Raw genomic sequence first — 24,785 nt, forward strand, 5'->3', positions numbered from 1 at the left:
GTTGCCTGCTGGCCTCGTCGTTGTTCAATGACACCATTGTCTCGAACATTCGTATGGTCTGCGAGTACGATCTGAAATCTGTGGATAACTCTTCACGGTCTCCTGTGACTGCCTCTGGGCCCGCCCTGGAAGCCTCAACGGTCAGAAGCACGTCCGCGCTGAGGGCATAGAGAAGACCGACCTGGTGCGCTGGCCGTGACCGTCCTCGACGGCGCTACCAAGGTCAACAACCCACGCGGACCGCGCCGCTGAGCACCAGGGTTCAAAGGCACGCCGTCAGTAGCGCACGATCGCCGCCAGCGGGTTCTCTATGGCGTCGGCGACGGAACGCATGAAGCCCGCCGCCGTCCCGCCGTCGCAGACCCGGTGGTCGAACACGAAGGACATCTGCGTGATCTTGCGCGCCACGATCTCGCCGTCGACCACCCACGGCCGGTCGATGATGCGGCCGAAGCCCAGGATCGCGACCTGCGGGTGGTTGATGATTGCCGCGCTGCCGTCGACCCGGAGGCTGCCGTAGTTGTTCAGCGTGAACGTCCCCGCGGCGAGCTCCTCCGGCGTCGCACGGCCGACGCGGGCGCGCGCGGTAAGGTCGCGGAGGGCCACGTCGAGCTCGGCGGTGGTCATCGTGCCGGCCCCGAGCACCGCCGGGACCACCAGCCCGAGCTCGCCCTGGACGGCGATGCCGAGGTTGATGACGTCTGGCACGACCATCTCGCCGCGCTCCGCGTCGAGCCGCGCGTTCAGCACCGGATAGTCCTTGAGGCCCGCGACGACGAACCGGGCCAGGTGGGCGAGCAGTCCTGGCCCCGGGTCGGTCGGCGTGCGGGTCGCCTCGCGTAGTTCCCAGAGCGCCGTCGCGTCGACGTCGACCCAGACGGTCGCCTCAGGGATCTCCGAGCGGCTCCGCGACAGCACCCTGCCTGCCGCCTTCTGGAAACCGCTGAGCGGGATGCGCCGCTCGCCGGGCGCGGCGGGGCCCGGCGCGGCGGCGACGGGCGCGACGGCGGAAGCGCTCGGCACGACGACGGCAGGAGCAACAGCCGTCGCAGACTCGACCGTCGCAGAGCCGGCGGTCACAGACTCGGCCGTCGCAGACTCGGCCGTCGCAGACTCGGCCGTCGCAGAGCCGGCGGTCGCAGACTCGACCGTCGCAGACTCAGCCGTCGCAGACTCGACCGTCGCAGAGCCGGCGGACGCAGAGCCGGCGGACGCAGAGCCGGATGTGCGCGCAGCGGGAAGCGCGCGCTCGATCGCCGACCGCACGTCGGACCTGGTGACGACCCCGCCGGTCCCGGAAGGCGCGATCGCGCGCAGGTCCAGCCCCGCCTCCCTGGCAAGCCGCCGGACGATCGGCGATATCACCTTCACCGGGCGGCCGTCCGCCGCCACGGCGACGGCGAGCGCCGTCGCCCCGGCACCGCGCGGCCGACGTCGGCGGCCTGAACCCGGGTGCGCGGAGGTCCCGTACCCGATGAGCACATTGCCGGAGCCTGCCTGCTCCTCCTCGCGGTAGACCTCGGCGGCGGCCGAGTCCGCGGCGGAGTCGGCAACCGAGTCGGCAACCGAGTCGACGACAGGGACGGCAGCCGAGTCGGCGACAGTGGCGGCGGACCCCCCGTCGGTAGCGACGTCGCGGCCAGCGTCGGCGACGGCGATGGTGATCAGCGGCGTGCCCACCTCGACGGTCTCCCCCTCGGCGGCGTGCAGGACGCCGACCCGGCCGGCGAACGGGCTCGGCACCTCGACCACCGACTTGGCCGTCTCGACCTCCACCACCGGCTGGTCGACGGTGACGACGTCGCCCTCGGCGACCAGCCACTGCACGACCGATGCCTCGGTCAGGCCCTCGCCGAGGTCGGGCAGAAGAAAGATCTGCTCGGTCGTACGGCCCGTCGTCCGGCTGGTCATGCGTCCTCCCACTGGAGGTCGTCGACGGCGTCGAGGATCCGGTCGACCGACGGCAGCTGGATGTGCTCGAGCTTCGGCGGCGGGTACGGGATGTCGAACCCGGTGACGCGCCGAACCGGCGCCGACAGCGAGTGGAAGCAGCGTTCGCTCACCCGGGCCGCGATCTCGGACGCGATGCTGGCGAAGCCCGCCGCCTCCGCGATGACGACGGCGCGTCCCGTCGACTCCACGGCGGCGCAGACGGTGGCGTCGTCGAACGGCACTATCGACCGCAGGTCGACGACCTGCAGGCTGCGCCCGTCGCGCGCAGCCACCTCGGCGGCCTCGAGCGCGACCGGCACGGACGGGCCGTAGGCGATGAGGGTGGCGTCGCTGCCCCGGCGGCGCACGACGGCCGTGCCGATGCCCGGCTCACGAGCGTTGCCCAGCGCGACATCGCCCTTCGCCCAGTAGAGCTTCTTCGGCTCGAGGAAGACCACCGGGTCCGGCGAGGCGATCGCCTCGCGCAGGAGCGAGTAGGCGTCCGAGGGGTTCGACGGCGCGACGACGTGCAGGCCGGGAGTGTGGGCGTAGTAGGACTCCGACGAGTCGCAGTGGTGCTCGACCCCGCCGATCCCGCCGGCGTACGGGACCCGGATGACAAGAGGCAGCCCGACGCGGCCGCGGGTCCGGTTCCGCATCTTGGCGATGTGGCTGACCACCTGCTCGAAGGCGGGGTAGGCGAAGGCGTCGAACTGCATCTCGATCACGGGCCGCATGCCGTTCATCGCGAGGCCGACGGCGAAGCCGGCGATGCCGGCCTCGGCGAGCGGGGTGTCGAAGCAGCGGTCCTCGCCGAACTGAGCGGTGAGGCCGTCGGTGACCCGGAAGACGCCGCCGAGCGCGCCGACGTCCTCTCCGAGCACGAGCACCGTCGGGTCCTCGGCCATCGCGTCGCGCAGGGCTCGGTTGATCGCCTGCGCGGTGCTGAGCGTCTCGTGCTCCACCGCGGCGCTGGTCATGCTGGTCACGCTGGTCATGAGCGCGCCTCCTCTCGGCTCAGCTCGTCGCGGACCAGTGCGCGCTGCTCCACGAGCTGAGGGGTCGGCTGCGCGAACACGTAGCCGAACAGGTCGTCGGGGTTCGGCTCGACGTCCTGGTTGATCCCGTCACGCGTGCGGCGCGCGACCTGTTCGGCGGCCTCGGCAAACGCGGCGGCATGCGCGTCGTCCAGGACTCCCTCGGCGCGGAGGTAGGTCTCCAGCCGCACCAGCGGGTCCTTGGCCGCCCATCCGGCGACCTCGTCGTCGGTCCGGTAGCGCGTCGCGTCGTCGGCGTTGGTGTGGGCCTGCATCCGGTAGGTGCGGCCCTCGACGAGCTGGGGCCCCGCACCGGCACGCGCACGCTCGACCGCCCTGGACAGCACGTCCAGGAGGGCCGCGAGGTCGTTGCCGTCCACCTGCTCCCCGGGAATGCCGTAGCCCACACCCTTGTGGGCCAGCGACGGCGCGGCCGACTGCCGGGCCAGCGGCACCGAGATCGCGTACTGGTTGTTCTGGACGAAGAACACGACCGGCGCCCGGAAGACCGCAGCGAAGTTCAGGGCCTCGTGGAAGTCGCCCTCGCTCGTGCCGCCGTCTCCGCAGATCGCCAGCACCACGGTGGATTCCCCGCGCAGCCGCGCCGCGTGCGCCACCCCTACGGCGTGCGGGAGCTGCGTGGCGAGCGGGGTCGTCAGGGGTGCGACACGGCGCTCGTAGGGGTCGTACCCCGAGTGCCAGTCGCCCTTGAGCAGGCCGAGCACCTCGACCGGGTCGACACCCCGCGCGACGGCGGCCGCGGTGTCGCGGTAGGTCGGGAACAGCCAGTCGCCGTCGGCGAGCACCTGCGCCGCGGCGACCTGGCACGCCTCCTGCCCGTAGGAGGAGGGGTAGACCGCCAGGCGCCCCTGCCGGACGAGCGCGGAGGCCTGCTCGTTGAAGCGGCGGGCGGTGACCATGCCCGCGAGACCCCGGAGCAGCTCCTCGCCCGCGGGTAGGGCGGCCTTGCCGGCCGCCGTCGGACGGCCGTCGGGGTCGAGAAGCATCACTGGCTCCCGGGACGGCAACAAACGATCTGCGTCACTCGTCATATAGATATACTGGTCAAAGTCTCATTCGGATTCCATCAACGGCGACGATCCGAGAGGCTGTCCAGCCATACGAGGGTAATGGGATCCAAATGTCCAACTCAGAGGGGAGTTAGGGCGTGGCCGCGAGACAAGTGGCAGGGGGTCTCGACGACGTCGACCGGCGCATCGTCGACGAGCTGCGCCAGGACGGCCGTATGTCCATGCGATCGCTGGCCGAGAAGCTGCACATCTCACGGGCCAACGCGTACGCGCGGGTGCAGCGGCTCGAGGCCGACGGAGTCATCCGCGGCTACCGCGCGGACATAGATCCGGTGCTGGCCGGCCTGGGCACGTCGGCCTATGTCACGGTCAACCTGAAGCAGGCGGAGTGGCGTTCGGTCCGCGAGGAGCTCCGTACCCTTCGGGGCGTCGACCACATCGGGCTGGTCGGCGGAGAGTTCGACCTCGTCCTGCTCGTTCGCGCTCGGGACAACGCCGATCTGCGGCATCTGATCCTGGACCAGATACAGGGCATGAAGGGCATCCTGAACACGCACACGCTGCTGGTGTTCGAGGAGCCGATCCCTGCCGGGCCGGTGCCGTCCGCCGCGCCGTCCGCCTCGCCAACCACCCCGCCAGCCGAGCGGCGAACCCAGCGTCCGACCGACGACGGCCGCTGAGACCGGTCGGGCAGACAGGTTCACCGGCGCGTCCGGACTGCTCCGGAGCACCCGGCGGTCAGCTCAGCGCCAGTCCTCGTCGGCGGTGATGGTGGCGAAGATGTCGCGCCCGGGGTCGCGCCGGACGGCGGGCGCCACGGCGAGCCAGTCCGTCACCGCCGTCCGGGCGGTCGGCTCGTCCGACGTGACCTCTGTCTCGCCGATCGTGCCGTCGACCCATGCCGTCCACGACCAGAGGTGCGTCTCCTCGTCGACGCGGAGATCCACCATCATGAGGCGGTGGCTGTCGTTCGCGGCGAGGATGGCTCCGACGGAGCGGTCGTAGCTGTTGACCGTTATGAGGTCCACGACACCCGACACGATCTGCTGGGCCGCGGTGGTGCTCAGGATTTCCTTGGCGGAAGTCATCGACACTCCTTGGGTCTCGTGATGGGTCTCGTGATGGGTCTCGTGGTGAGTCTCTTGGCAGGTCCCGGCGTAGAGCTCGTGGTGGCGGGCTCGTGCGGGGTGGTCCGGCGGATGTCTCATGCGGCGACGCCCTGAGAGACGTAGCCGTCGATGAACTTGCGCTGCATCACCAGGAAGAGGACGACGACGGGCAGCGCCATGACCAGACCCGCCGCGCTGACCAGCGACCAGTCGGTGGTGAAGCCCTGCTGGAACGAGTAGAGCGACAGCGCGACCGGCTGGAAGTCGCGGTCCTGGATGAAGGTCACGGCGAGCATGAACTCGTTGTAGGCCTGCAGCCCGGAGACGAGGGCAGCGGTCAGGACCGCGGGCAGGATCATCGGCAGGACGATGCGCGAGAACACGCGCAGCTCGCCGGCGCCGTCCAGGCGGGCCGCCTCCTCGTACTCCGCCGGGAGCCCGATGAGGAACGAGCGGACGAGCAGGGTGGCGAACGGGCTGTACACGGCCCAGTAGATGATGACCAGGCCGATGGGCTGGTTGTAGAGCCCAAGGAGGGACCACCAGCTCACCAGCGGCACGAGGAAGAGCTGGATCGGCAGCGACGAGGAGACGAGCAGCCACAGGATCCAGCCGCCCCCGCCCGGCAGGCCGAGGCGGGTCATGGCGTAGGCGGCAGTCGTGGCGATGACGGCCACACCGGCCGCGGTGGCGCCGGCGATCAGGAGGCTGTTCAGGAGCGCGCCGCCCATGTGCGCCTGCTCCCAGGCGTAGGCGAAGTTCGACCAGTTCCAGGACCGGGGCGGGCCGAGCGGGTTGCTGTCGATCTCGCGGGCAGACTTCAGCGAGTTGGACGCGAAGACCAGGAGCGGCCCGATCGCGTACAGGCCGAGCAGCCCGAGGACCACCCAGGTGACCGGCTGACGGCGGGCCCGGCGTCGCTCCGGCACGACGGCGGGCGCCGCCACGACCGGCGCGTGCGGGGTGGGCGGTGTGGGCCGGATAAGCCGTGTGGTGCTCACTAGACCTCCCACCCCAGTCGACGGCGCAGCGCGAGGTAGCCGAGCACCGTCAGGGCGCTGATGGCCGACAGCAGCATCGCCACGGCGGAGGCGTACCCGTGGCTCTGGTTCTGGAAGGCCTCGCGGTAGAGCACCGTGCTGAGCACGTCGGTCGCGCCGGCGGGACCGCCCTGGGTCAGGACGTAGATGTAGTCGAAGACGAGGAACGACCAGATCACGGTCATCAGCCCGAGGAAGACCAGGGTCGGGCGGATCGAGGGCAGCGTGATGTGCCAGAACTCGCGGACGGGCCCGGCGCCGTCGAGCCGCACGGCCTCGTAGAGGGCGGGGTCCACCGACCGCATCGAGGCCAGGAAGATCACCAGCAGGAAGCCCCACCACTGCCACGTGTTGATGAAGGCCACCGAGCCGAGGGCCAGCGACGGGTTGCCGAGGAAGTTCACGTCGGCGAGGAACGGGATCCCCAGGGTCGCGAGGGCGGCGCCGATCCCACCGTCCGGGTCGAGGATCTGCCGCCAGATGGCCGCCGAGACGACAGTGGCCAGCACGTACGGGATGAAGTAGAGGACGCGGAAGAAGGCCTGGCCGCGGCGCAGCCGCGACAGCAGGAACGCGCCGACCAGCCCCATCGTCATAGGGACCACGAGGAAGAACAGGGTCCACAGGACGTTGTGGACCAGCGCGTTGAGCACCGCGCCCGAACCCAGCATCTCTGCGTAGTTCGCCAGGCCCACGAACCGGGGCGTGCTCAGCCCGTCCCAGTCCGTGAACGAGTAGAACACCGAAGCCATGCCGGGGCCGGTGATGACCAGGAGGTTGACCGCCAGCAACGGCGCGACGAAGACCCACGCCAGGAGCCGGCGGTTCGCCCGGGCCCCCAGACGCCGACCCCGGAGGGACGGCGGAGCGCCCCTCCGGGTCGGGGGCGCGACCAGGACGGCGCCCGGGATCGCGGTGTCGGCGGTCATCGGTCAGCCTCGACCCTGCGGGGTGAAGGGAACCAGCGTCTCGCCGGCGTCGAACTCCTCGTCGAACGCGTCCTGCATCCCCGACAGGTACTCCTCGGCGGTGAGGTCCCCGGTCACGATCTTGTCGAACTCGCTGATGAGGTACGCGTTCGTCTGCGGCGGGAAGAACGTCCACGTCGCGTAGCCGACGTTGCTCGTCTCGGGGATCTGGGTGTACAGCTCGACGGACCGCTCGTCGACGTCCTCGGGGAACTGGTCGGCGCTCATCTCCAGCGGCGGCGGGTTCTCGCCCGTGCGCGCCGTGTACGACAGCGCCCGGTCCACGTCGCCGGTCACGTAGTCGATGAACGACGCCGCCGCGTCAGGGTCGGCCGCATCGGCGCTGACCGAGAGCGCCGTCCCGATCGCCAGCGGGAACACGCCCGGATCGACCGACTCGTTCAGCGACGGCAGCGGCGCCCACGCCCACTGCGCCGGGTCCTCGAACACCTCCGAGAGCGAGTTGAACGTCCACGTCCCGCTCACGTACATCGCCGTGGTGCCGTTGGCGAGGCCCGTCACGTTCGCCGTGTCGTCGGTGGTGAAGTAGGACTCCGAGCCCCCGGCCAGCCAGCCCTTGTCGATCCAGCTCTGGATGAGCTCGATCGCCGAGACGAACTCCGGGTCGGTGAACGACGCCTCACCGGTCAGCACGTCGTAGATCTTCTCGGGGCCGACGGCGGCGTTGAAGACGGCGGTGACGAGCCACTCGTTCATCCCCTGGTAGCCCGCGTTGCCGCCGCCGAGCGGCACCATGCCGGCCTCGTCCGCCTCCTCGGCGATCGTCTCGAACTCCGCCAGCGTGGTCGGCGGGGTCCAGCCGTGCTCCTCGAACACCTCCGCGTTGTAGAACAGGGCCATCGACCCGTAGCTGGCCGGCACCGACGAGACCTTCCCGTCGACGGTGCTCAGCTCGTAGGCCCAGGGCAGGAACTTCTCCTCCCAGCCGTACTCCTCGGCGTACTCGTCCAGCGGGAGGGTCCGGTCGGCCCGGGCGAAGTCGGAGGCCGACGTCGGCCCGTCCGAGTACACGATGTCGGGAGCCTCGCCGGCCGAGACCGCCGTCTCGGTGAGCTGGCCGATGGTGGTCAGCTCCTTGACCTCCATGTCGACCTTCGCGTCGCTGTCGGCGTTGAACCCGTCGACGAAGATCTCCTGGAACGCCTCCTCGGTGGTGGGCGCGTAGAACGCCCCCCAGTAGGTGACCTCACCGCCGCCGCCGCTGCTGCCACCGCCCACACAGCCGGCCAGGGCGACCGACACCGCGGCCACGAGGCTGACGGGGACCAGTGCGCGCTTCGTGATTCTCAAGATGATGTCTCTCTCGCGTGAGTCGTGAGCAGGTCATGAGCAGGTCGTGAGTAGGCAGGGACAGGCAGGAATCGCGGGGTCAGCTCGAGTCGCGGACGATGAGGCGCGTCGACAGGGCCACGGTGCGAGCCACGTCCGTCACCATCCCGTCCAGACGTTCCAGCAGGAGGCGCGCGCAGGCCCGCCCGATCTCCCGCGCGGGGTTCTCTATGGTCGTCAGCGGCGGGCTGACCAGGGACGCCGCTTCGATGTCGTCATAGCCGGTCACGGCGACGTCGTCGGGGACCCGCAGCCCGCGGGCCCGGGTCGCGTCCAGGACACCCAGAGCGATCAGGTCGTTGGCCGCGACTATCGCGTCCGGACGGTCGTCGCGGTCGAGCAGGGTCGCCGCACCCTTCCGCCCGCCCTCACGGGTGTACTCCTCGAAGACCACGTCGTCGCCGCGCACCGGGAGGCCGGCCGCGCGCAGCGCCGCCTGGTATCCCTCCAGGCGCTGCTGCGTGGGAACCACGGACTCCTCCCCACCCAGGAAGGCGATCCGACGGCGGCCCCGCTCGATCAGGTGCGTCGTCACCTCACGAGCGCCGCTGACGTCGTCGGTGTGCACGAAGTCACCGCCACCGGGCGGCGCCTTCCCGAGCGAGACGAACGGGATGCCGGCGTCGTGCAGCTCGGCCAGGCTCGACTCCGGCAGGCCGAACGGCGCGGCGACCATCGCGTCCACCCGACGCGACAGGAGCCGGTGGATGGCGCTCGCGGAACGGTCCATGCCGCTGGCGTCGGTGACGGTCAGCAGGATGTTGCGGGGCACGAGCACGTCCTGCATCCCGACGGCGACCAGCGGGTAGAAGGGGTTCTCCAGGGTCGGCACGATCAGCGCGATCGTGCCGGTGCGCCCACCGCGCAGCTGTGACGCGCCGGGGTGGGCGCGGTAGCCGAGGCGCGTGATGGCCGCCTCGACGCGTGCCCGGGTCGCCGCCGCCACAGGGCGTCTGCCCGTGACGACTTGCGAGACGGTCGACACGCTCACGCCGGCGGCCTCGGCCACGTCGCGAATCCCGACCATCACACGCTCCTCGTAGGCCTCGCGCGCCGAGGGGCGGCACGCAAAAGGTTTTGCAGTAGCATCCTGCATGAACCCCCTGTGATGCAAGACACAAGCGCAAACACCTGCGCAAACACCGAGCTGTCGAGGATCCTCAGGGTGCTGGATCCATGCAAAACGTAACGTTCCGAGGCGCACCTGCCGGAGGACGGGTGCCGAGGAGCGGAGGACCATGAACAACGATCGGGCGCGCGGGGCGCTGCTCGGCCTCGCCATCGGCGACGCGATGGGCGCGCCGACCGAGGGCATGACCCTGCCCGCGATCCGCGAGAAGTGGGGCCGTGTCCGCGGGTTCGTCGACCCGGACGCCGCAGGCACCGACGACACGGAGTACGCGGTGCTGTGCGCCCGTGGCGTGCTCGCGGCGGGCGCCGGGCTCACCTCGCAGGTGGTGGCCGACACCTGGCTGGAGGCCCTGAGCTCGCAGCGCACCGGGTTCAACCGGGCGGGGTTCAGCGAGATGATCGCGATCGCCAACCTCAACGCCGGCATGCAGCCACCCGCCAGCGGGCAGCGCAACGCGGAGACCTGGAGCGACGGCGCCGCGATGCGCGTCGCGCCGATCGGCGTCTACGCGGCCGGCGACCCGGCGCTCGCCCGGCGGATGGCCCTCGCCGACGCCCAGGTCAGCCACTCCCGCGACGGCATCTACTGCGCCCAGGCGATCGCCGCCGGCGTCGCCGCCGCCATGGTCGAGAACAGCATCGACCCCGTCCTCGACGCCATGCTCGCGGCGCTGCCCGCCGACTCCTGGTCGTCCCGCATGGCACACCGCGCCGTCGACATTGCCGCACGGGCCGGGTCGCTGGAGCAGGCCGAGGAGGACCTGTTCGAGACCATCCCGCTCCGGCACTACATGTGGGCGGACATCGCGCCCGAGGCGGTAGCGCTGACCATCGGCTTGCTGCGCGCCAACGACGGGGCGCCGAGCGTCATCGAGTCGGGGGTCAACATCGGACGGGACTCCGACACCATCGCGGCGATGGCCGGCGCGGTCGCCGGCGCCCTGCACGGCGCGAGCGTGTTCGACCCGGCCCACGTCGACCAGGTGCGGTCCGTCACCGGCCAGTGCATCAAGGCCACAGCCGGCACCGACCTCATCGACCTGGCCGACGCGCTCGTCGAGCGCGCGGCTCTCGACCGCGTGACCCACGGCGTCGTCCGCGACGAGACGACCCTCGGCAAGGAGACTCGGGCATGACCGACGACCGCCTCGACCGCGCCGTCGGCGCCGTCCACGGCCTCGCGCTGGGTGATGCCCTCGGCGCGCCCGCCAGCGAGCACCGGACCGTCCGCGACCCCTGGGTCCGGCAGATGCTGCGCAAGGGGGCACTGGAGCTCGACGAGTCTCGCGTCCTGCGCCCGGTGGTGCCCTTCGTGCTCACCGCCATCGACTCGCCGCCGCTCGTGGCGACCGACGACACCGAGACGTTCGCCGTCGCGGCGCGCGTCCTGCTCGACTCCCCCACCCGGGACGACGGCGACCTCTTCGACACGTGGCGCGCGCTCCTCGACACGCCCGACACCTGGACCGGTCCCGCGCAACGATCGGCGCTGCTCAACGCGGCGGCCGGGCTCCGGCCGCCACACACCGGCGCCGACAACCCCGCCTTCTACGACGACACGGCGCTCCCCGGCGCCCTCGCCGCCGCGATCGCCGGCGGCGACCCCGCCGGCGCCGCTGACCTCGCGCGCAGGTACGCCACGATCACCCACGACGGCATCGGCGTGCACGCGGCCGTCGTGTTCGCCCGGCTCGTCGGCCACCTGCTGGACGGCGCGCCGATCCGGGACGCGCTCGACGCCGTCGCCGACGACCTCGCCGACGACGACTGGCTCGCCGACGGCGTGCGCGACGCGCTCGGCATCGTCGACGGGGCACGGTCCCCGTTCGGGGCGGTCCCCGCGCTCGTCGCGCGGTTCGCGCCCCGCACCTACAGCCACCCGGGCACCGTCGCCGAGACGCTGCCCCTCGCGCTCGCCCTCACCGCCGCCACCCAGGGCGACCACGAGACGGCGCTGCCGCTCGCGCTCACGGTCGCACGGCACCAGGACAGCCTGCCCGGCCTCGTCGGCGCGCTGTGCGGCGCCTCCGGCAGCGCGCCGGACGCCGCCGACCTCGACGTGCTGCAGGGCATCACGATCCCCGCGGTGGCCGGGCAGTCGCTCACCGCCCTGGCGACCGGCCTCGTGACGAGAAGACCATAGGAGCGATCCCATGCGCGCACCCGACGGCATCCCGAGCCTGCCTCCCAAGGTCCTGGCCGCCGCCAGCGCGTGCGCAGGAGGGATCACCCGGATCGAGTCGCTCGGTGGTCTCTCGGGACGCATCGTGGCCAGGGTGCAGGGCACCGGTCGTTCGGTGGTCGCCAAAGGCCCCGTGTCGACGCCGGAGGTAGAGGTCGCACGCCGCTTCCCCGAGCTGCTGCTCAGGCACTCCGTCCGCGTCCCGAGGGTGTTCGCCACGCCGGAGACCGCCGATGACGGGACCTGGATCGTGATGGAGTACCTGCCCGACCCGCTGCCCCAGGGACGTTGGGGCGCCGACGGGCAGGTCATCGCCATGCTCCGCGCGCTGCACACGCTCCCGTCGGACGCCGTCGAGGACCTGCCCGGACGATACCTGCCGGGGTGGGACGACGCCCTGACCGCGAGCGCCGCGTCCACGCTGGGCGCGGACGACGCGGTCGTCGACCGCCTCGCGGTGCTTGCGGAGCGCGCGCAGCCGCTGTTCGACCCGCGGTGCGTGGTCTCGGGTGACCCCAACCCGCTCAACTGGCGCGTCGACGGCGAGCAGTGCCCGGTGCTGCTGGACCTGGAACGCCTCACGGTGGCGTCCCCGGCGCTCGACCTCGCGATAGTGCTGGCCGGGCTGCCGGACCGGGCAGCGGCGGCGGCGGTGACCGCCGCCTACGGCGCGGGAGCGCCGACCGTCGACGAGGTGCTGCTGGCGAAGGCGTGGAGCGTCGTGGAGCTGGCGGCGACGGCGGCGGACGGCACCCCTGCGCACGACGTCGTCATGTACGTCCGGCCGGCGTTCTTCTCCTGGCTCGAACGGCTCTGAGCACTCGAACGGCTCTGAGCGCCCGGACGGTTCTGACCTCGACCGGTTCTGACCTCTCTCACGCGCCAGGATCGCCGCGCTGCCGGGCGCGTCATCATGGCCGAGACCACTGACGTCTACGCCGTCGCCGTCGCGGCTGCCGTCAGCCTCTTCGCGAGCTGGGACACGAGCTTCCGCAGCTCGCCAGGGGCGTCGATGACAACCGGGCAGTCGAGTGCGGCGATGACCGCCGGGATCCAGTCCAGACGTGCGGCTCTGATGTCGACGCGGAACCACGGCGGCGCGTCGGGTCCGTCCGTTGGTGCGGGGACCTGTTCGAGGATCGCGACGCTGGGCGGCAGGCGTGCCTCGATGTGCTCCTTGCCCGCCTGTATCCGAAGCACGACGTGATGCTCGTAGTCGGCCCGTGCGAAGCCCTCGACCAGCCGCGCCGGTGCGCCATCCCGCACCGGCGGCCGGAACGTTCCGGGGAGCGTTCGGACGCCGGCGATGCGGTCGAGCCGGAACGTTCGCTCCTCGCGCCGCTGGGTGTCGAGAGCGACCACGTACCACCGACCCGCATAGGCGACCAGCTCGTAGGGATGGATGGTCCGCTCGGAGGGGATGCCGTCGCCCGAGCGGTACCGCATCGCGAGCGGCAGGCTGAGGTGGACGGCGTCCGCGACGGTGAGCAGGACCTCCGCGTCCGGTACCGGGACGTGTGTAGAAGAGTGTGTAGAAGAGGGAGCGAGCACGGCGCTGTCGAGGAGTGTGCGAGCGCGTCCCGCCAACCGTTCCGGCAGGGCACGTCGGATCTTGGCGATCGCCGTCTCCGCCGCGGCGGCGGAGACCCCCGGGTTCTGCGCGGTGCGGATCGCGACGAGGCCGAAGAGCACCGCGAGCGCCTCGTCGCCGCTCAACATCAGCGGGGGCATCCGGTATCCGGCGGCGATGCGGTAGCCGCCATACCTCCCGCGGACGGACTCGACCGGAATCTCCAGATCGAGGAGGTGGCCCACGTAGCGCCGCACGGTGCGCTCGTCGACCTCGAGCCGGCCGGCGAGCTCACCGACCGTGCGGGTGCCGGAGGACTGCAAGAGCTCGAGCAGCTGCAGCACCCGGGACGTCGGTCGCGTCATGTTCCTATCGTCCCGCATATACCGGGCGGATACTGCCCGGTATTGCTCCTAGCGTGTCATCCGGGCCCACACCCGTGCGCCCGGAAGATCCGTACACAAAGGAGCTCAGCACGATGGACTTCTCCGCAACCCGCATCATGACCGACGACGTCAAGGTCCTGGTCTCCTTCTACGAGCAGGTCACGGGGATCGAAGCGAGCTGGCTCCACGAGCTGTTCGCCGAGATCCGGACCGGCTCCGGCACCCTCGCGATCGCCAGCACCGCTACGGTTCCGCTGCTCGGCGAGGGCGTGGCAGAGGCCCGAGCGAACCGATCCGTGACGCTCGACTTCCGAGTCGACGACGTCGACGCTCTCTACCCGTCGCTCCGGGACACGGTCGAGGTCTTCGTCAACGAGCCGACCGACATGCCGTGGGGCAACCGGTCGCTGCTCTTCCGCGATCCCGATGGCAACCTCGTCAACTTCTTCACGCCGCTCGGCGCGGCGGCCTGTTGAACCAAGGTCAGTCGCTGTCGCCGCCGTCGGCCCGCGGGAGCGCGCTGCGCGACGAGGCCGCGACCATCGCCAGGCACAGCGCCGCCGCGGCAGCCCCGAAGCCGAACGTCTCGCCGTACGACCAGGTGTCCCGCAGCCAGGCGAGCACCATCGGGACGAAGAACCCGAGGTAGGTCAGGGAGTAGAACACGGCGGTCAGGCCCGCGAGCTGCCCGGGACCTGCGATGCGCGCTACCTCGCTCAGCCCCGCCACGAGCACCAGGCCGTAGCCGGTCCCGAGCACCATGGCCGCCAACACGCCCAGCGGCAGCGAGAGCGCCATGGACGCCCAGGCCGCGAGCGCCATCCCGGCCGCGACGACGGCGAGCGCTACCACGGACGCGCGGGCCGACGACGGTGTGTCGATCCGCCGGGCCACCACCTGGACGCCGATGCCGCAGCCGAGCGCGAGCACGGCCATGATCCCCGCGAACGCGATGGGGATGCCGCCGACATGGTCGGTGAGCAGGCTGGGCAGCACGGCGAAGGCGCAGCCGGCGCAGCCGAACACCCAGGGCGCGAGCGGCACCACGACGCGCAGGAAGCGCGGGTGCCCGACGGCGGTGATGCGCAGGTCGTCGAGCAGTGGTGCCCGCATACCGCGTGGGAGGCTCGGACGGGTCTCCGGTACGCGCAGCAGCACGAGCCCGGCGAGCAGTGCGCCGGCCGCGTGCAGCACGTACGAGAGGAGCGTTGGCCACGGGGCGAACTGCGCGAGCATCGCGGCGACGCCCGCGCCCGAGAGGAACCCTGCGGTCAGGGACAGGGACCCTCGCCGAGGGCCTGCGGCGCGGTCGCCGGTGGCCGCGCTGAGCTCGGTGAGCCAAGTGGATCCCACGGCCATGGCCAGGCCGAGCGCGACGCCGCACAGCAGGCGTCCGATCGCGAGGACCACCGGGCTGGCCGGGTCCAGCGCGAGCACGAGCGACCCGAGCGCGGAGATCGGCGCCGCGGGCAGCAGCAGCGGGCGGCGCCCGAACCGGTCGGACAGCGGTCCGCCGAGCAGCAGTGCGGGGACCAGGCCGAACACGTACACGGCGAGCAGCGCGTCGACGGTGACCGGCCCCATGTCCCCCTGCTCGCGGTACATCACGAGCAGCGGGGTGAACTCGTTGCCGCCCCACGCGACGGCCAGCAGGACGGCGGCGACGGGCCACCAGGTTCGCTGTCCCACGGTGCGCCGGTTCGAGGCAGAGGCGTCCCCGGGGCGCGAGTGTGGCATGACCACATCCTCCGCAACCGGCGCCCGGGTGAACAAGCCGTGGGGCTGTGAGGGTGCGCACATGCGCGTCGCCGCTCCGAACGACTGCCTGGGCAACTACTAGTGCGTGGAGCGGGTTACGTTACGGAGGGTGAACATTGTTCACTCTCCGTAACCCTCCGCCGCGTACCCCTCGCCCGTCGGCGGGTCGGCCCCGAGCACGTCGCGCCGGTCGTCCGGCACGGCAGCGAGCCGTCGGGCGGCGTGCGATTCGAGCAGCTACGCCCGTCGTAAACCGCGTCGGACTCGCCGGGCAGGCACCCAGCGGCGCGCCCCGCTTCGAGTGGAGCCGCGGGTAACGCGTTCGCTCTATCACCTAACCGATCGACTCACGGAGCGAACTCTAATCAGTTCCTTCTTGGCCGCCACCAGGGTCATGTCGTGCAAAGCCCTCGCGGGACCACGGCCTGTGAACCCGGCAGCTATGGCAACTACGGTCGCGCAGTGAGCACCGAGGTAGAGCACGAGGAACGGACCACCGTTTGAGCCGAATACAACCGCCGCCGACCCAACCAGTGCCATGTTTGCCAGGGTGACCGAAATGGCGCTTGCATAGGCGACAACGGCCGCCCAACGCTGGCGGAAGAGCAGATCGACAGCCGCTCCGCCGAGTGCCTTCACGACGAACAACCACATCAGCGCCGCGGCCGCGATCACTGCGGCGTGCAATCCACTCCGAGGTAGTGCCGCAAGCAACGGCTGCAGGGCGCAGAAAATGAACAGACCCACGGACGCTCGCCGCCCGGGCGTTCGATCCCCACCCGAAACCTCCGTGGTTCGCCTCTCGACCACGCGCTCAGCCCGTTCTCGATCCACCTGAACCACGTCATACGCAAAGGCCATCGCGTAGTTGAGTTTCCGGGTCTGAAGGACGATAAATGCACCTGTCATGACCGACACAACTGCGCCGATCGCGTCTCCGCTGCCTCCCGACCTCCAGAAGGACGCGACCAGCAGACAGCATGACGCAACGAGCAGGCTGCATGTCGCCCACTCGCCAACGCTGACGCCGACAAGCGTGCGCAACTCGTGGACGAGCCGACTATCGTCCCGACGTCCGCTCAATCGGCGCTGACGTGCTATCGCCTGGCCGCGGCGAATCGTGCTTCCCAACGCGCCCGGAACAGCAACAGCCAGTGCCAACAACGCCGCGAGGACACCCAAACGGACCGCTGGACCCATGAGCGTGAGCTCGTCGAATCCCCGTCGACTCACGTCCCAGAGCTGTTCCTCGAACGGGTCCATAGGGCCTTGCCACAACCCGGCGAGGATAGACAACCCGAAGACCCATGCCGTAGCCAGGAAAAGTTCCGGGATGGCCGACCGAATGGGGCCGGCAGGCAGACCATGTGATGGATCTAATGGCACTCGCCCGACGGCTCTCAACCGACGTGCCTCAGGATCGGGCCGTCGGGTCGGCACCGAGGGCATATCGAGTGGGGCGTTGACGCGGGGACGAAGAGGCACTGCAGAACCTTGCCGCAGACCCAGCGCGCCGTCCACCACAAGCGTGAGCCACGCCGGTAGCGCACAAGGACTGGCCAGCCGTACTAGGGACACACGCACACCGCAGCTGGGCGCCAGCTGAAGCCGTGGGGCTGTGAGGGTGCGCACAGGCACGCAACCCCCGCTCTGGGAAAGCAGCTACTCCGCAGGATTCTGTTGCGGTGAGTAGAACTTGTCTACTCACCGCAACACGCTCCGCGCGCGGGGTTTCTCTCCGGCGCGCGTTGTCGCGGAGCTCGCCGTCTGCGGGCTACTTGCTCTCGGAGGGCTCGGCCGGGCTCGCCGCGTCACCGGTGCCCGCTTCGGCGTCGGTGTCGGTGTCGGTGTCGGCGTCGGTGTCCGCTCCCTCGGCATCGTCCGCATCCGTGCCCTCGTCGGCGCCACCGGCGCTCTTCGAGTCTTCAGCCTCTTCCGGCTCCTCGGGCTCGGGCTCGCGCCCCGGCATGTACACCGACGGCTCGGGCTCCGGGTGCCGCCGTCCCTGCACCACGATGATCGCGATGCCCAGCAGGACCGCTATCCCGGACGTCCAGATGTTCGCGGGGACGCCCAGGGGCGCGTCGCTCGTGGGGTCGATCCGGATGGCCTCGAGCCAGCTGCGGCCCAGGCCGTACCAGATCAGGTAGAGGCCGAACATGCGGCCCCAGCGCAGGCCCGCGCCCGGCGTGCCGCCGTCGGCCAGCAGGGCGGTGTTGCGGCGGACCACGCGGCGCTCGATGAACAGCAGCACGGCCACCCCGATGAGGTTCCAGATCATCTCGTACAGGAACAGGGGGTGGAACAAGGTGCCCTCCGGTGTCCCGGTGGGGAACATCGGCGCGTCGGACCGGATCTCCAGGCCCCAGGGCAGCGTGGTCGGCAGGCCGAACAGCTCCTGGTTCACGTAGTTGCCGAGCCGGCCGATCGCCTGGGCAACGAGCAGGCCGGGCGCGAGGGCGTCGGCGAACGACCAGAAGCGCAGGCCGGTCATGCGGCAGCCGATCCACGCGCCGACCGCGCCGCCGAGCAGCGACCCGAACAGGGCGTTGCCGCCCTCCCAGATCCGCACCCACGCCCAGGCGTCGACGTCGGGGCCGGTGAAGTCACCGAGGTGGGTCAGCACGTGGTAGATCCGGGCGCCGACGATGCCGATCGGCACCGCCCACATCGCGACGTCGACCGCGAGTCCCGGGGCGGCGCCGCGCGCGCGGAGCCGCCGGTCGGTGATGTATGCGGCGGCGACGATGCCCGCCAGCAGACACAGGGCGTAGGTATGGATGGTGAGCGGGCCCAGGCTGAACTGCGACCACACCGGGTCGGGGCTGGGGATACTGGCCGGAAGCACGACCCGAAGGTACCGCGAGACACCGACCTCGTGGGCATCGGGAGCCCGGCTCCCAGGACAAAGTCCGCCTCTACCCAGTGATCGGGCCCGAAAGTCGCGCGACTTTCGGGCCCGATCACCGGGTAAAAGCGGACTGCGACCTCAGCGCCGGCGCTTCTCCCGCACCCGCACCGAGATCTCGATGGGCGTGCCCTCGAAGCCGAACGTCTCCCGCAGGCGGCGCTCGATGAACCTGCGGTAGCCGGCCTCGATGAACCCCGTGGCGAAGATGACGAACCGCGGCGGACGCGTCGAGGCCTGCGTGGCGAACAGGATCCGCGACTGCTTGCCGCCGCGCAGCGGGTGCGGGTGCGCGGCCACGAGCTCGCCGAGGAACGCGTTCAGCTTGCCCGTCGGCACGCGCCGGTCCCAGGACTCGAGCGACCGCTCGATCGCCGGGACCAGGCGCTCGCTGTGCCAGCCGGTGCGCGCCGACAGGTTGACCCGCGGCGCCCACGCGATCTGTACCAGCTCCTTCTCGATCTCGCGCTCGAGGAAGGGGCGGCGGTCCTCGTCCATGAGGTCCCACTTGTTGTACGCGATGACGAGCGCACGGCCGGCGTCCACCACCTGCTGGATCACGCGGATGTCCTGCTCGGTCAGCGGGTTCGACGCGTCCACCAGGACCACGCCGATCTCCGCCTTGTCGATCGCGGCAGCGGTGCGTAGCGACGCGTAGAAGTCGGCGCCCTTGGTCTGGTGCACCCGACGGCGGATGCCTGCGGTGTCCACGAACCAGTACGGGATGCCGCGCAGCTCGATGAGCTCGTCGACCGGGTCGCGCGTGGTGCCGGCCACCTCGTCGACGACCACGCGCTCCGAGCCCGCGATCTTGTTCAGCAGCGACGACTTGCCGACGTTCGGCCGCCCGACGAGCGCCACGCGGCGCGGGCCCGAGGGCCGCAGCTTGCCGTGCGCGGACTCCGTCGGCAGCGCCTTGATCGCGGCGTCGAGCAGGTCGCCCGTGCCGCGGCCGTGCAGGGCGGAGACCGGGTACGGCTCCCCCAGGCCCAGGGCCCACAGGTAGGTGGCGTCCGCCTCGCCCGAGGCGCCGTCCACCTTGTTGGCGCACAGCACCACGGGCTTGCCGGAGCGGCGCAGCAGCTCCACGACGCGCTCGTCGGTGGCGGTGGCGCCGACGGCGGCGTCGACCACGAACACCACGGCGTCCGCCAGGGAGATCGCGACCTCGGCCTGCTCGGCAACCTTGGACTCCATGCCGGCGACGTCGGTCTCCCAGCCGCCCGTGTCCACGAGCATGAACCGGCGGCCGGCCCACTCGGCCGGGTAGGACACCCGGTCGCGCGTCACGCCCGGCTTGTCCTCCACGACCGCCTCGCGGCGGCCGATGATGCGGTTGACCAGGGTCGACTTGCCGACGTTCGGCCGCCCGATGATGGCCAGCACCGGCAGCGCCTGCTCGGCCTCCGCGTCCTCGTCGGTCCACTCGGAGTCGAGGAGCGCCTGGTCCGTCTCGTCGAGCTCGAACTCCTCGAGGCCCACACGCAGGGCCCGCTCGCGCGCGAGGTCGTCCTCGGTCTCACTGAGGTCGAGGTCGAGATCGGGTGCGACCGGGACCTCGGCATCCAGGGCAGGAGCGTCCAGGGCAGCATCATCTCGGGCCGCGGCGTCCAGGGCAGCAGCCTCCGATGCAGAGGAGTCGTGGGTCATGCCCTCATTGTCGCAGGCCCGGCGCCCTCAGGCCGCCTCGCCGCCGTATGACCTGCGTCGCTCCCGCCCGCCCGCCGCAGGCTCTTCCCGTGCCGCCGGAGCCTGCGGTTCCGCCCCGGGCGCGCGCCTCGTCCCTCGGCCCGCACCCCGCGCCGCGCCTCCGGCTCAGGCGGACGGCGCGACCTCGCGCCCCGTCACCTGCGTGACGACGGCGAGGACGGCGTCGACCGTCTGCTCGAAGTCGAGGTCGCTGGAGTCGACGGTCACCACGCCGTCCGCGGCCACGAGGAACTGCGTGACCTTCGCGTCGTCCCGGTCGCGGCGCAGCACCTGGTCCCGCGTGGCGTCCACGGCGGTGGCGTCGGCGGCGCCGTGCACCTCCAGGGACCGACGGCGCAGGCGCGCCTCCTCCGAGGCGGTGAGCAGCACGCAGACGTCGGCGTCGGGCGCCACGACCGTGGTGATGTCGCGGCCCTCGGCGACGATCCCCCGGCCGCCCGAGTGCCCGGCCTGGGCCGCGCCCGACTCTCGGTCGATGATCTCGCGCTGGAGCCGCTTGAGCTCGGCCCGCACCTCGAGGTTCGACGCCACCTTCGAGACGTTGGTCGTGACCTCGGTGGTGCGGATCGTCACGGCGACGTCCCGCCCGTCCAGCTCGACGCCCGGCGCGGCCGGGTCCAGCCCCATGACCAGCGGCATCGCGCGGACCGCAGTGGCGACCGACCCGGCGTCCTCCAGGTCGGCCGTCTCCATGCTCCACACGGTGGCCGCCCGGTACATGGCGCCCGTGTCGAGGTAGGCCAGGCCGAGGCGTGCGGCGACCGCCTTGGACACGCTCGACTTGCCGGACCCGGACGGCCCGTCGATGGCGATCACTACAGGGCTGGTCACGAATGTGCTCACTTCCGTCGAGTGCTGGCTATCTGTTGTCGGAGTGCTTGCCAGGGCACAGACACCCAGCACTCAGCGGGAGAGATTACAGGTCTACCGCGTTCATCAGGGTGCCCAGCTCCGTGCGGCCCAGGACGCGGGTGCGGCCCGACTTCAGGTCGCCCAGCGGGATCGGGCCGATCCGGGTGCGCACCAGGCGCGTGACGGGGTGCCCGACGGCGTCGAACATGCGGCGCACGATGCGGTTGCGCCCCTCGTGCAGCACGACCTCCAGCATCGCGAACCCGTCGATCTGCTGGAGCACGTGCACGGCGTCCATCTTCGCGATGCCGTCCTCGAGCTCCACACCCTTCAGGAGCTCGCGGCCGACCCGCGGGTAGATCTCGCCCTCGACCGTCACCAGGTACGTCTTGGCGATCTGGTACTTGGGGTGCGAGAGGCGGTTGGCGAGCTCGCCGTCGTTCGTCAGGAGCAGCAGGCCCTCGCTGTCGGCGTCGAGCCGGCCCACGTGGAAGAGGCGCTCCTCGCGGTTCTTGATGAGGTCGGCGACCGTCGGGCGGCCCTTGGGGTCGTCCATCGTGGACACGACGCCCAGGGGCTTGTTCAGCGCGATCGTCACCTTGGCCTGGTCGAGCTGGATGCGCAGCCCGTCCACGTGGATGACGGCGGTGGCGGGGTCGACCCGCACGCCCAGCTCCGTGACGAGCTGGCCGTCCACCTCGACGTGCCCGTTCGCGATCAGCTCCTCGGACGCGCGGCGCGAGCCCAGCCCGGCCTGCGCGAGCACCTTCTGCAGCCGCACACCGTCCTCGACGTGCACGTCCCGGGCCGGCTCCGTGGGCTTCGCGGGCCGACGGCGCGGCTGGTTCGCCTGCGCGCGGCTCTTCGCGGAGCTGCCCCCACGGAAGTTCTGGCCTTGTCGTCCACCCTGCTTGCCGGACTGCTTGCCCGACGGGTTGCCCGATCGGGCAGGACGGCGGGGCTGCTGCCCGTCACCGGACTCGCGGCGGCTCCCGCCGCGGCGTTCGTTGCTCATGATTCGTCTCTCGGTACGTCGGAAGATCTCGGAAAAGGGGCGCGCGCGAAACCCGTCGTGCAGGCCTCGGGCAGGACTAGTTGTCCAGTCCGTCGAGGCCGTCGAGCATGTCGAGGTCCGGCAGGTGCGGCGCCAGCGGAGGCAGCTCGTCGAGCGACGAGAAGTCCATCCGCTCCAAGAAGTATCCCGTGGTTCCGAACAGAACCGCACCCGAGCTCGGGTCCTGACCGATCTCGGCGATCAGCCCGCGGGTCAGCAGGGTGCGCACGACGCCGTCGACGCTCACGCCGCGCACCGCGCTCATCTGGCCGCGCGACACCGGCTGACGGTACGCGATCACGGCGAGCGTCTCCAGCGCGGCCTGGCTCAGCTTGGCCGACTGGCCGTCCAGCACGAAGCGCCCCACCGGGTCCGCGTGGGCGGCGGACGAGTAGATGCGCCACCCGTCCACCGTGCGGCGCAGCTCGAAACCGCGCGGACGGGACCCGAGGTGGCCGGCGTACTCGTCGGCCAGCTCGTGCAGGATGTCGTCGGTCTCGTCCTGCGTCAGATTGAGCGCCGCCGCGATCCGGTCCGCGCCGATCGGCGCGTCGGCCACCATGAGCACGGCCTCGACCGCCGCGTGCGCACCGCCCGGGAGCGTGTGCACGTCGACGAAGGGCAGCTCGTCCTGCGCGGAGCCATCCCGGGCGGCCACCTGCACGGCCTCGGGGGCCTGTTCTTCGACGGTCATGCTGTCGCCTCCGTTCCGGGCTGCGCGGTCTCTGCTTGGTCGTGACCGGCGGGGTCCTCAGCAGCTTGCTCCGGACCCCCGGCAGAAGCCTCGGCCGGGTCCGGGTCCACGCCGGAGTCCGCCACCGGTCCAGGCAGGTCGTCCTCGTCGAACTCGCTGGGGCCGGCGGTGGGGTCGAGGTACTTCTCGCCGTCGTCGGGCCCGGCGGTCCAGCGCACCGTCAGCTCGCCCAGCGGGCTGACCTGCTCGAACCCGACCAGGGAGTCGCGGAACAGCTCCAGCAGCGCGAGGAACCGGGCGACGGTCACGAGGCGCTCGGTGCCCGCCGTCAGCGACCGGAACGTCACCGAGTGCTCGGCGCGCAGGCGCTTCACGATGGTGCCCGCCTCGTCGCGCACGCTCACGGCGGAGCCGTGCAGGTGGGCCAGCCCCACCACGGGCGGCGGCTTCGGGGCCAGGACCCGCGCCGCTAGCTCGGCGAGCCGCTCCCCCGTCGTGTCCCAGACCAGCTCCGGCAGGATCGCGGCCAGGTGCGGCTCCAGCGGCGTCAGGCGCGGCACGCGGCGTCCGGCCGACGCCATCTGCTCCGCGAGGACCTTCGAGACCTCTTTGTACGCGCGGTACTGCAGGAGCCGGGCGAACAGCAGGTCGCGGGCCTCGAGCAGCTCGAGGTCCTCCGCGTCCTCGTCGACGACGCCGGGCAGCAGGCGGGCCGCCTTGAGGTCCAGCAGGGTCGCGGCGATGACGAGGAACTCGCTGGCCACGCCGAGGTCCCAGGACGCGTGGTCCTCGCCGCGTGCGGCGGCCTCGCGGGTGGCTCGCTCGGCCTCGCGGATGTGCGCGACGAACTCGTCGGTCACCACCGCGAGCGCCACCTCGGTGACGTCCATCTTGTGCTTCGCGATCAGCGAGAGCAGCAGGTCGAACGGGCCCTCGAAGTTGTGCAGGTGGACCTGGAACGTGCGGGAGGAGCGGCGTTCGTCGACGGGGGCCTGGTCGGCGTCCCCTTCCGGGGCGGCAGCGTCCGTCTCCGGGGCGACGGCGTCCGGCTCGGCGGCGACGTCAGCCTCCGCCTCCAGGACGTCGGAACGATCCACCGCGACGTCAGGCAGCGTCGCCACGGGCCACGAGCTCCCGGGCGAGCTGACGGTACGCGGCCGCGCCCGGGTGTCCCGGGGCGTAGTCGGTGATCGGCTCGGCGGCGACCGTGGCGTCGGGGAACTTCACCGTGCGCCCGATGATCGAGTGCAGCAGCGTGTCGCCGAAGGCCTCGTACACGCGGGCCACGACCTCCCGGGAGTGGAGGGTGCGCGAGTCGTACATGGTGGGGAGGATACCGTCGATCTCCAGGGCGGGGTTGAGCCGGTCCCGCACCTTCTCGATGGTCTCCACCAGGAGCGCGACGCCGCGCAGCGCGAAGAACTCGCACTCCAGCGGGATCAGCACGCCGTGCGCCGCGGTCAGGGCGTTCACCGTGAGCAGGCCGAGGCTCGGCTGGCAGTCGATGAGGATCACGTCGTAGACGTCGAGCACCGGACGCAGCGCGCGGGCCAGCACCGACTCCCGGGCGACCTCGCCCACGAGCTGCACCTCCGCGGCCGACAGGTCGATGTTCGCCGGCAGCACGTCGAGGTTCTCGATGCCCGACGGGATGATCACGTCGTGGATGTCCACGTCCCGCTCCATGAGCAGGTTGTAGACGGTGAGGTCGAGCTCGTGCGGGTTGATGCCGATGCCCACCGACGCGGCGCCCTGCGGGTCGAAGTCGACCAGGAGCACCTTGCGGCCGTACTCCGCGAGGCAGGCGCCGAGGTTGATGGTCGTCGTCGTCTTGCCGACGCCGCCCTTCTGGTTGCACATCGCGATGATGCGCGCCGGGCCGTGGCTGGCGAGCGGCGGCGGCTCGGGCAGGTCCGGCATGGGGCGTCCGACGACGTCGTGCAGGTTCGCCGAGTCCGTGGGTGCGCCGACAACCGTCTTGCCGAGAAGAATGTCGGTCATCGTGCTCGCTCCCTCCTGGCTGGGTGCCTCGCTCACGCCCGCCACGCTATACCAGAGTGTGGGCACCGCAGG

General features: G+C 71.2%; 23 protein-coding genes. 5 read left to right on the forward strand and 18 right to left on the reverse strand.

The features are described from left to right. Nucleotides 1–276: 276 nt before the first annotated feature. The 3 genes from C8K30_RS18330 to pdhA are packed head-to-tail and all read right to left on the reverse strand — an operon-like array spanning nucleotide 277 to nucleotide 4,021. Nucleotides 277–1,911, reverse strand: a complete 1,635-nt coding sequence (locus tag C8K30_RS18330; RefSeq protein ID WP_108494369.1) for a dihydrolipoamide acetyltransferase family protein — start codon at nucleotides 1,909–1,911, stop codon at nucleotides 277–279. Beyond that, the gene (locus C8K30_RS18335; RefSeq protein ID WP_233257272.1) at nucleotides 1,908–2,930 is read right to left on the reverse strand and encodes an alpha-ketoacid dehydrogenase subunit beta; all 1,023 of its coding nucleotides are present in this window, start codon (nucleotides 2,928–2,930) and stop codon (nucleotides 1,908–1,910) included. Before C8K30_RS18335 ends, C8K30_RS18330 begins: the two co-directional genes overlap by 4 nt. Beyond that, a complete protein-coding gene (gene pdhA, locus C8K30_RS18340; protein ID WP_108494370.1) occupies nucleotides 2,927–4,021 on the reverse strand; it encodes a pyruvate dehydrogenase (acetyl-transferring) E1 component subunit alpha in 1,095 nt (364 codons plus the stop codon). Before pdhA ends, C8K30_RS18335 begins: the two co-directional genes overlap by 4 nt. A 116-nt stretch (nucleotides 4,022–4,137) precedes the next feature. Between pdhA and C8K30_RS18345 the strand changes: the two genes are divergently transcribed. Next, nucleotides 4,138–4,680: an Lrp/AsnC family transcriptional regulator gene (locus C8K30_RS18345; protein ID WP_369940418.1), complete on the forward strand. Its 543-nt coding sequence runs from the start codon at nucleotides 4,138–4,140 to the stop codon at nucleotides 4,678–4,680. Nucleotides 4,681–4,743: 63 nt separating this feature from the next. Here the strand turns inward: C8K30_RS18345 and C8K30_RS18350 are convergent, their stop codons facing one another. From C8K30_RS18350 to C8K30_RS18370, 5 genes are all read right to left on the reverse strand, one after another. Continuing rightward, complete coding sequence (locus C8K30_RS18350) at nucleotides 4,744–5,088, reverse strand: hypothetical protein (RefSeq protein WP_108494372.1); 345 nt, start codon at nucleotides 5,086–5,088, stop codon at nucleotides 4,744–4,746. Between the two features lie 116 nt (nucleotides 5,089–5,204). Continuing rightward, nucleotides 5,205–6,110 (reverse strand): carbohydrate ABC transporter permease, encoded by a 906-nt coding sequence (locus C8K30_RS18355; RefSeq protein ID WP_108494373.1) that lies wholly within the window; start codon nucleotides 6,108–6,110, stop codon nucleotides 5,205–5,207. Next, complete coding sequence (locus C8K30_RS18360) at nucleotides 6,110–7,078, reverse strand: carbohydrate ABC transporter permease (protein ID WP_233257273.1); 969 nt, start codon at nucleotides 7,076–7,078, stop codon at nucleotides 6,110–6,112. The genes C8K30_RS18355 and C8K30_RS18360 overlap by 1 nt, the downstream gene beginning before the upstream one ends. A gap of 3 nt (nucleotides 7,079–7,081) precedes the next feature. Next, nucleotides 7,082–8,428 carry an ABC transporter substrate-binding protein gene (locus C8K30_RS18365; protein WP_158281052.1) on the reverse strand — a complete coding sequence of 449 codons (1,347 nt, stop codon included), beginning with the start codon at nucleotides 8,426–8,428 and terminating at the stop codon, nucleotides 7,082–7,084. A gap of 79 nt (nucleotides 8,429–8,507) precedes the next feature. Beyond that, entirely contained in the window at nucleotides 8,508–9,494 is a 987-nt protein-coding gene (locus C8K30_RS18370) for a LacI family DNA-binding transcriptional regulator (RefSeq protein WP_158281053.1), read from the reverse strand. Between the two features lie 211 nt (nucleotides 9,495–9,705). On the opposite strand from C8K30_RS18370, the gene C8K30_RS18375 reads away from it, so the two are divergent. Genes C8K30_RS18375 through C8K30_RS18385 form a run of 3 tightly spaced genes read left to right on the forward strand, consistent with a single transcriptional unit; the run spans nucleotide 9,706 to nucleotide 12,597 of the window. Further along, a complete protein-coding gene (locus tag C8K30_RS18375; RefSeq protein WP_108494376.1) occupies nucleotides 9,706–10,734 on the forward strand; it encodes an ADP-ribosylglycohydrolase family protein in 1,029 nt (342 codons plus the stop codon). Further along, nucleotides 10,731–11,741, forward strand: a complete 1,011-nt coding sequence (locus C8K30_RS18380; protein WP_108494377.1) for an ADP-ribosylglycohydrolase family protein — start codon at nucleotides 10,731–10,733, stop codon at nucleotides 11,739–11,741. The genes C8K30_RS18375 and C8K30_RS18380 overlap by 4 nt, the downstream gene beginning before the upstream one ends. A gap of 10 nt (nucleotides 11,742–11,751) precedes the next feature. Continuing rightward, on the forward strand, nucleotides 11,752–12,597 hold the full coding sequence (locus C8K30_RS18385; RefSeq protein WP_108494378.1) for a phosphotransferase: 846 nt from the start codon (nucleotides 11,752–11,754) through the stop codon (nucleotides 12,595–12,597). Nucleotides 12,598–12,713: 116 nt separating this feature from the next. Here C8K30_RS18385 and C8K30_RS18390 read toward each other — a convergent pair whose 3' ends face one another. Continuing rightward, nucleotides 12,714–13,715: a YafY family protein gene (locus C8K30_RS18390; RefSeq protein ID WP_108494379.1), complete on the reverse strand. Its 1,002-nt coding sequence runs from the start codon at nucleotides 13,713–13,715 to the stop codon at nucleotides 12,714–12,716. Nucleotides 13,716–13,828: 113 nt separating this feature from the next. On the opposite strand from C8K30_RS18390, the gene C8K30_RS18395 reads away from it, so the two are divergent. Further along, complete coding sequence (locus tag C8K30_RS18395; RefSeq protein WP_108494380.1) at nucleotides 13,829–14,212, forward strand: VOC family protein; 384 nt, start codon at nucleotides 13,829–13,831, stop codon at nucleotides 14,210–14,212. 7 nt (nucleotides 14,213–14,219) lie between these two features. Here the strand turns inward: C8K30_RS18395 and C8K30_RS18400 are convergent, their stop codons facing one another. The 9 genes from C8K30_RS18400 to C8K30_RS18440 form a co-directional block, all read right to left on the reverse strand. Next, nucleotides 14,220–15,473 (reverse strand): MFS transporter, encoded by a 1,254-nt coding sequence (locus tag C8K30_RS18400; RefSeq protein ID WP_233257274.1) that lies wholly within the window; start codon nucleotides 15,471–15,473, stop codon nucleotides 14,220–14,222. A gap of 351 nt (nucleotides 15,474–15,824) precedes the next feature. Continuing rightward, nucleotides 15,825–16,757 carry a hypothetical protein gene (locus C8K30_RS18405; protein WP_108494381.1) on the reverse strand — a complete coding sequence of 311 codons (933 nt, stop codon included), beginning with the start codon at nucleotides 16,755–16,757 and terminating at the stop codon, nucleotides 15,825–15,827. A gap of 511 nt (nucleotides 16,758–17,268) precedes the next feature. Beyond that, nucleotides 17,269–18,342 (reverse strand): prolipoprotein diacylglyceryl transferase, encoded by a 1,074-nt coding sequence (lgt, locus tag C8K30_RS18410; RefSeq protein WP_108494382.1) that lies wholly within the window; start codon nucleotides 18,340–18,342, stop codon nucleotides 17,269–17,271. A 141-nt stretch (nucleotides 18,343–18,483) separates the two neighbouring features. Further along, entirely contained in the window at nucleotides 18,484–20,052 is a 1,569-nt protein-coding gene (der, locus tag C8K30_RS18415) for a ribosome biogenesis GTPase Der (protein ID WP_233257275.1), read from the reverse strand. 165 nt (nucleotides 20,053–20,217) lie between these two features. Continuing rightward, nucleotides 20,218–20,943: a (d)CMP kinase gene (gene cmk, locus C8K30_RS18420; RefSeq protein ID WP_233257276.1), complete on the reverse strand. Its 726-nt coding sequence runs from the start codon at nucleotides 20,941–20,943 to the stop codon at nucleotides 20,218–20,220. A gap of 85 nt (nucleotides 20,944–21,028) precedes the next feature. Further along, entirely contained in the window at nucleotides 21,029–21,979 is a 951-nt protein-coding gene (locus C8K30_RS18425; protein ID WP_108494384.1) for a pseudouridine synthase, read from the reverse strand. Nucleotides 21,980–22,055: 76 nt separating this feature from the next. Beyond that, a complete protein-coding gene (locus C8K30_RS18430) occupies nucleotides 22,056–22,712 on the reverse strand; it encodes an SMC-Scp complex subunit ScpB (protein ID WP_108494385.1) in 657 nt (218 codons plus the stop codon). After that, the gene (locus tag C8K30_RS18435; protein WP_108494386.1) at nucleotides 22,709–23,833 is read right to left on the reverse strand and encodes a ScpA family protein; all 1,125 of its coding nucleotides are present in this window, start codon (nucleotides 23,831–23,833) and stop codon (nucleotides 22,709–22,711) included. The genes C8K30_RS18430 and C8K30_RS18435 overlap by 4 nt, the downstream gene beginning before the upstream one ends. After that, nucleotides 23,817–24,713 carry a ParA family protein gene (locus C8K30_RS18440; RefSeq protein WP_108494387.1) on the reverse strand — a complete coding sequence of 299 codons (897 nt, stop codon included), beginning with the start codon at nucleotides 24,711–24,713 and terminating at the stop codon, nucleotides 23,817–23,819. The genes C8K30_RS18435 and C8K30_RS18440 overlap by 17 nt, the downstream gene beginning before the upstream one ends. Nucleotides 24,714–24,785: the final 72 nt, after the last annotated feature.

Source organism: Promicromonospora sp. AC04, assembly GCF_003058225.1.
Taxonomy (GTDB): domain Bacteria; phylum Actinomycetota; class Actinomycetes; order Actinomycetales; family Cellulomonadaceae; genus Promicromonospora.

Bases quoted from the DNA above. Each gene is read 5' to 3' on its own strand.
- C8K30_RS18330 (WP_108494369.1), bottom strand. From the start codon at position 1,911: ATGACCAGCCGGACGACGGGCCGTACGACCGAGCAGATCTTTCTTCTG.
- C8K30_RS18335 (WP_233257272.1), bottom strand. From the start codon at position 2,930: ATGACCAGCGTGACCAGCATGACCAGCGCCGCGGTGGAGCACGAGACG.
- pdhA (WP_108494370.1), bottom strand. From the start codon at position 4,021: ATGACGAGTGACGCAGATCGTTTGTTGCCGTCCCGGGAGCCAGTGATG.
- C8K30_RS18350 (WP_108494372.1), bottom strand. From the start codon at position 5,088: ATGACTTCCGCCAAGGAAATCCTGAGCACCACCGCGGCCCAGCAGATC.
- C8K30_RS18360 (WP_233257273.1), bottom strand. From the start codon at position 7,078: ATGACCGCCGACACCGCGATCCCGGGCGCCGTCCTGGTCGCGCCCCCG.
- C8K30_RS18370 (WP_158281053.1), bottom strand. From the start codon at position 9,494: ATGGTCGGGATTCGCGACGTGGCCGAGGCCGCCGGCGTGAGCGTGTCG.
- C8K30_RS18375 (WP_108494376.1), top strand. From the start codon at position 9,706: ATGAACAACGATCGGGCGCGCGGGGCGCTGCTCGGCCTCGCCATCGGC.
- C8K30_RS18380 (WP_108494377.1), top strand. From the start codon at position 10,731: ATGACCGACGACCGCCTCGACCGCGCCGTCGGCGCCGTCCACGGCCTC.
- C8K30_RS18385 (WP_108494378.1), top strand. From the start codon at position 11,752: ATGCGCGCACCCGACGGCATCCCGAGCCTGCCTCCCAAGGTCCTGGCC.
- C8K30_RS18390 (WP_108494379.1), bottom strand. From the start codon at position 13,715: ATGACGCGACCGACGTCCCGGGTGCTGCAGCTGCTCGAGCTCTTGCAG.
- C8K30_RS18395 (WP_108494380.1), top strand. From the start codon at position 13,829: ATGGACTTCTCCGCAACCCGCATCATGACCGACGACGTCAAGGTCCTG.
- C8K30_RS18400 (WP_233257274.1), bottom strand. From the start codon at position 15,473: ATGCCACACTCGCGCCCCGGGGACGCCTCTGCCTCGAACCGGCGCACC.
- C8K30_RS18405 (WP_108494381.1), bottom strand. From the start codon at position 16,757: ATGGACCCGTTCGAGGAACAGCTCTGGGACGTGAGTCGACGGGGATTC.
- der (WP_233257275.1), bottom strand. From the start codon at position 20,052: ATGACCCACGACTCCTCTGCATCGGAGGCTGCTGCCCTGGACGCCGCG.
- C8K30_RS18425 (WP_108494384.1), bottom strand. From the start codon at position 21,979: ATGAGCAACGAACGCCGCGGCGGGAGCCGCCGCGAGTCCGGTGACGGG.
- C8K30_RS18430 (WP_108494385.1), bottom strand. From the start codon at position 22,712: ATGACCGTCGAAGAACAGGCCCCCGAGGCCGTGCAGGTGGCCGCCCGG.
- C8K30_RS18440 (WP_108494387.1), bottom strand. From the start codon at position 24,713: ATGACCGACATTCTTCTCGGCAAGACGGTTGTCGGCGCACCCACGGAC.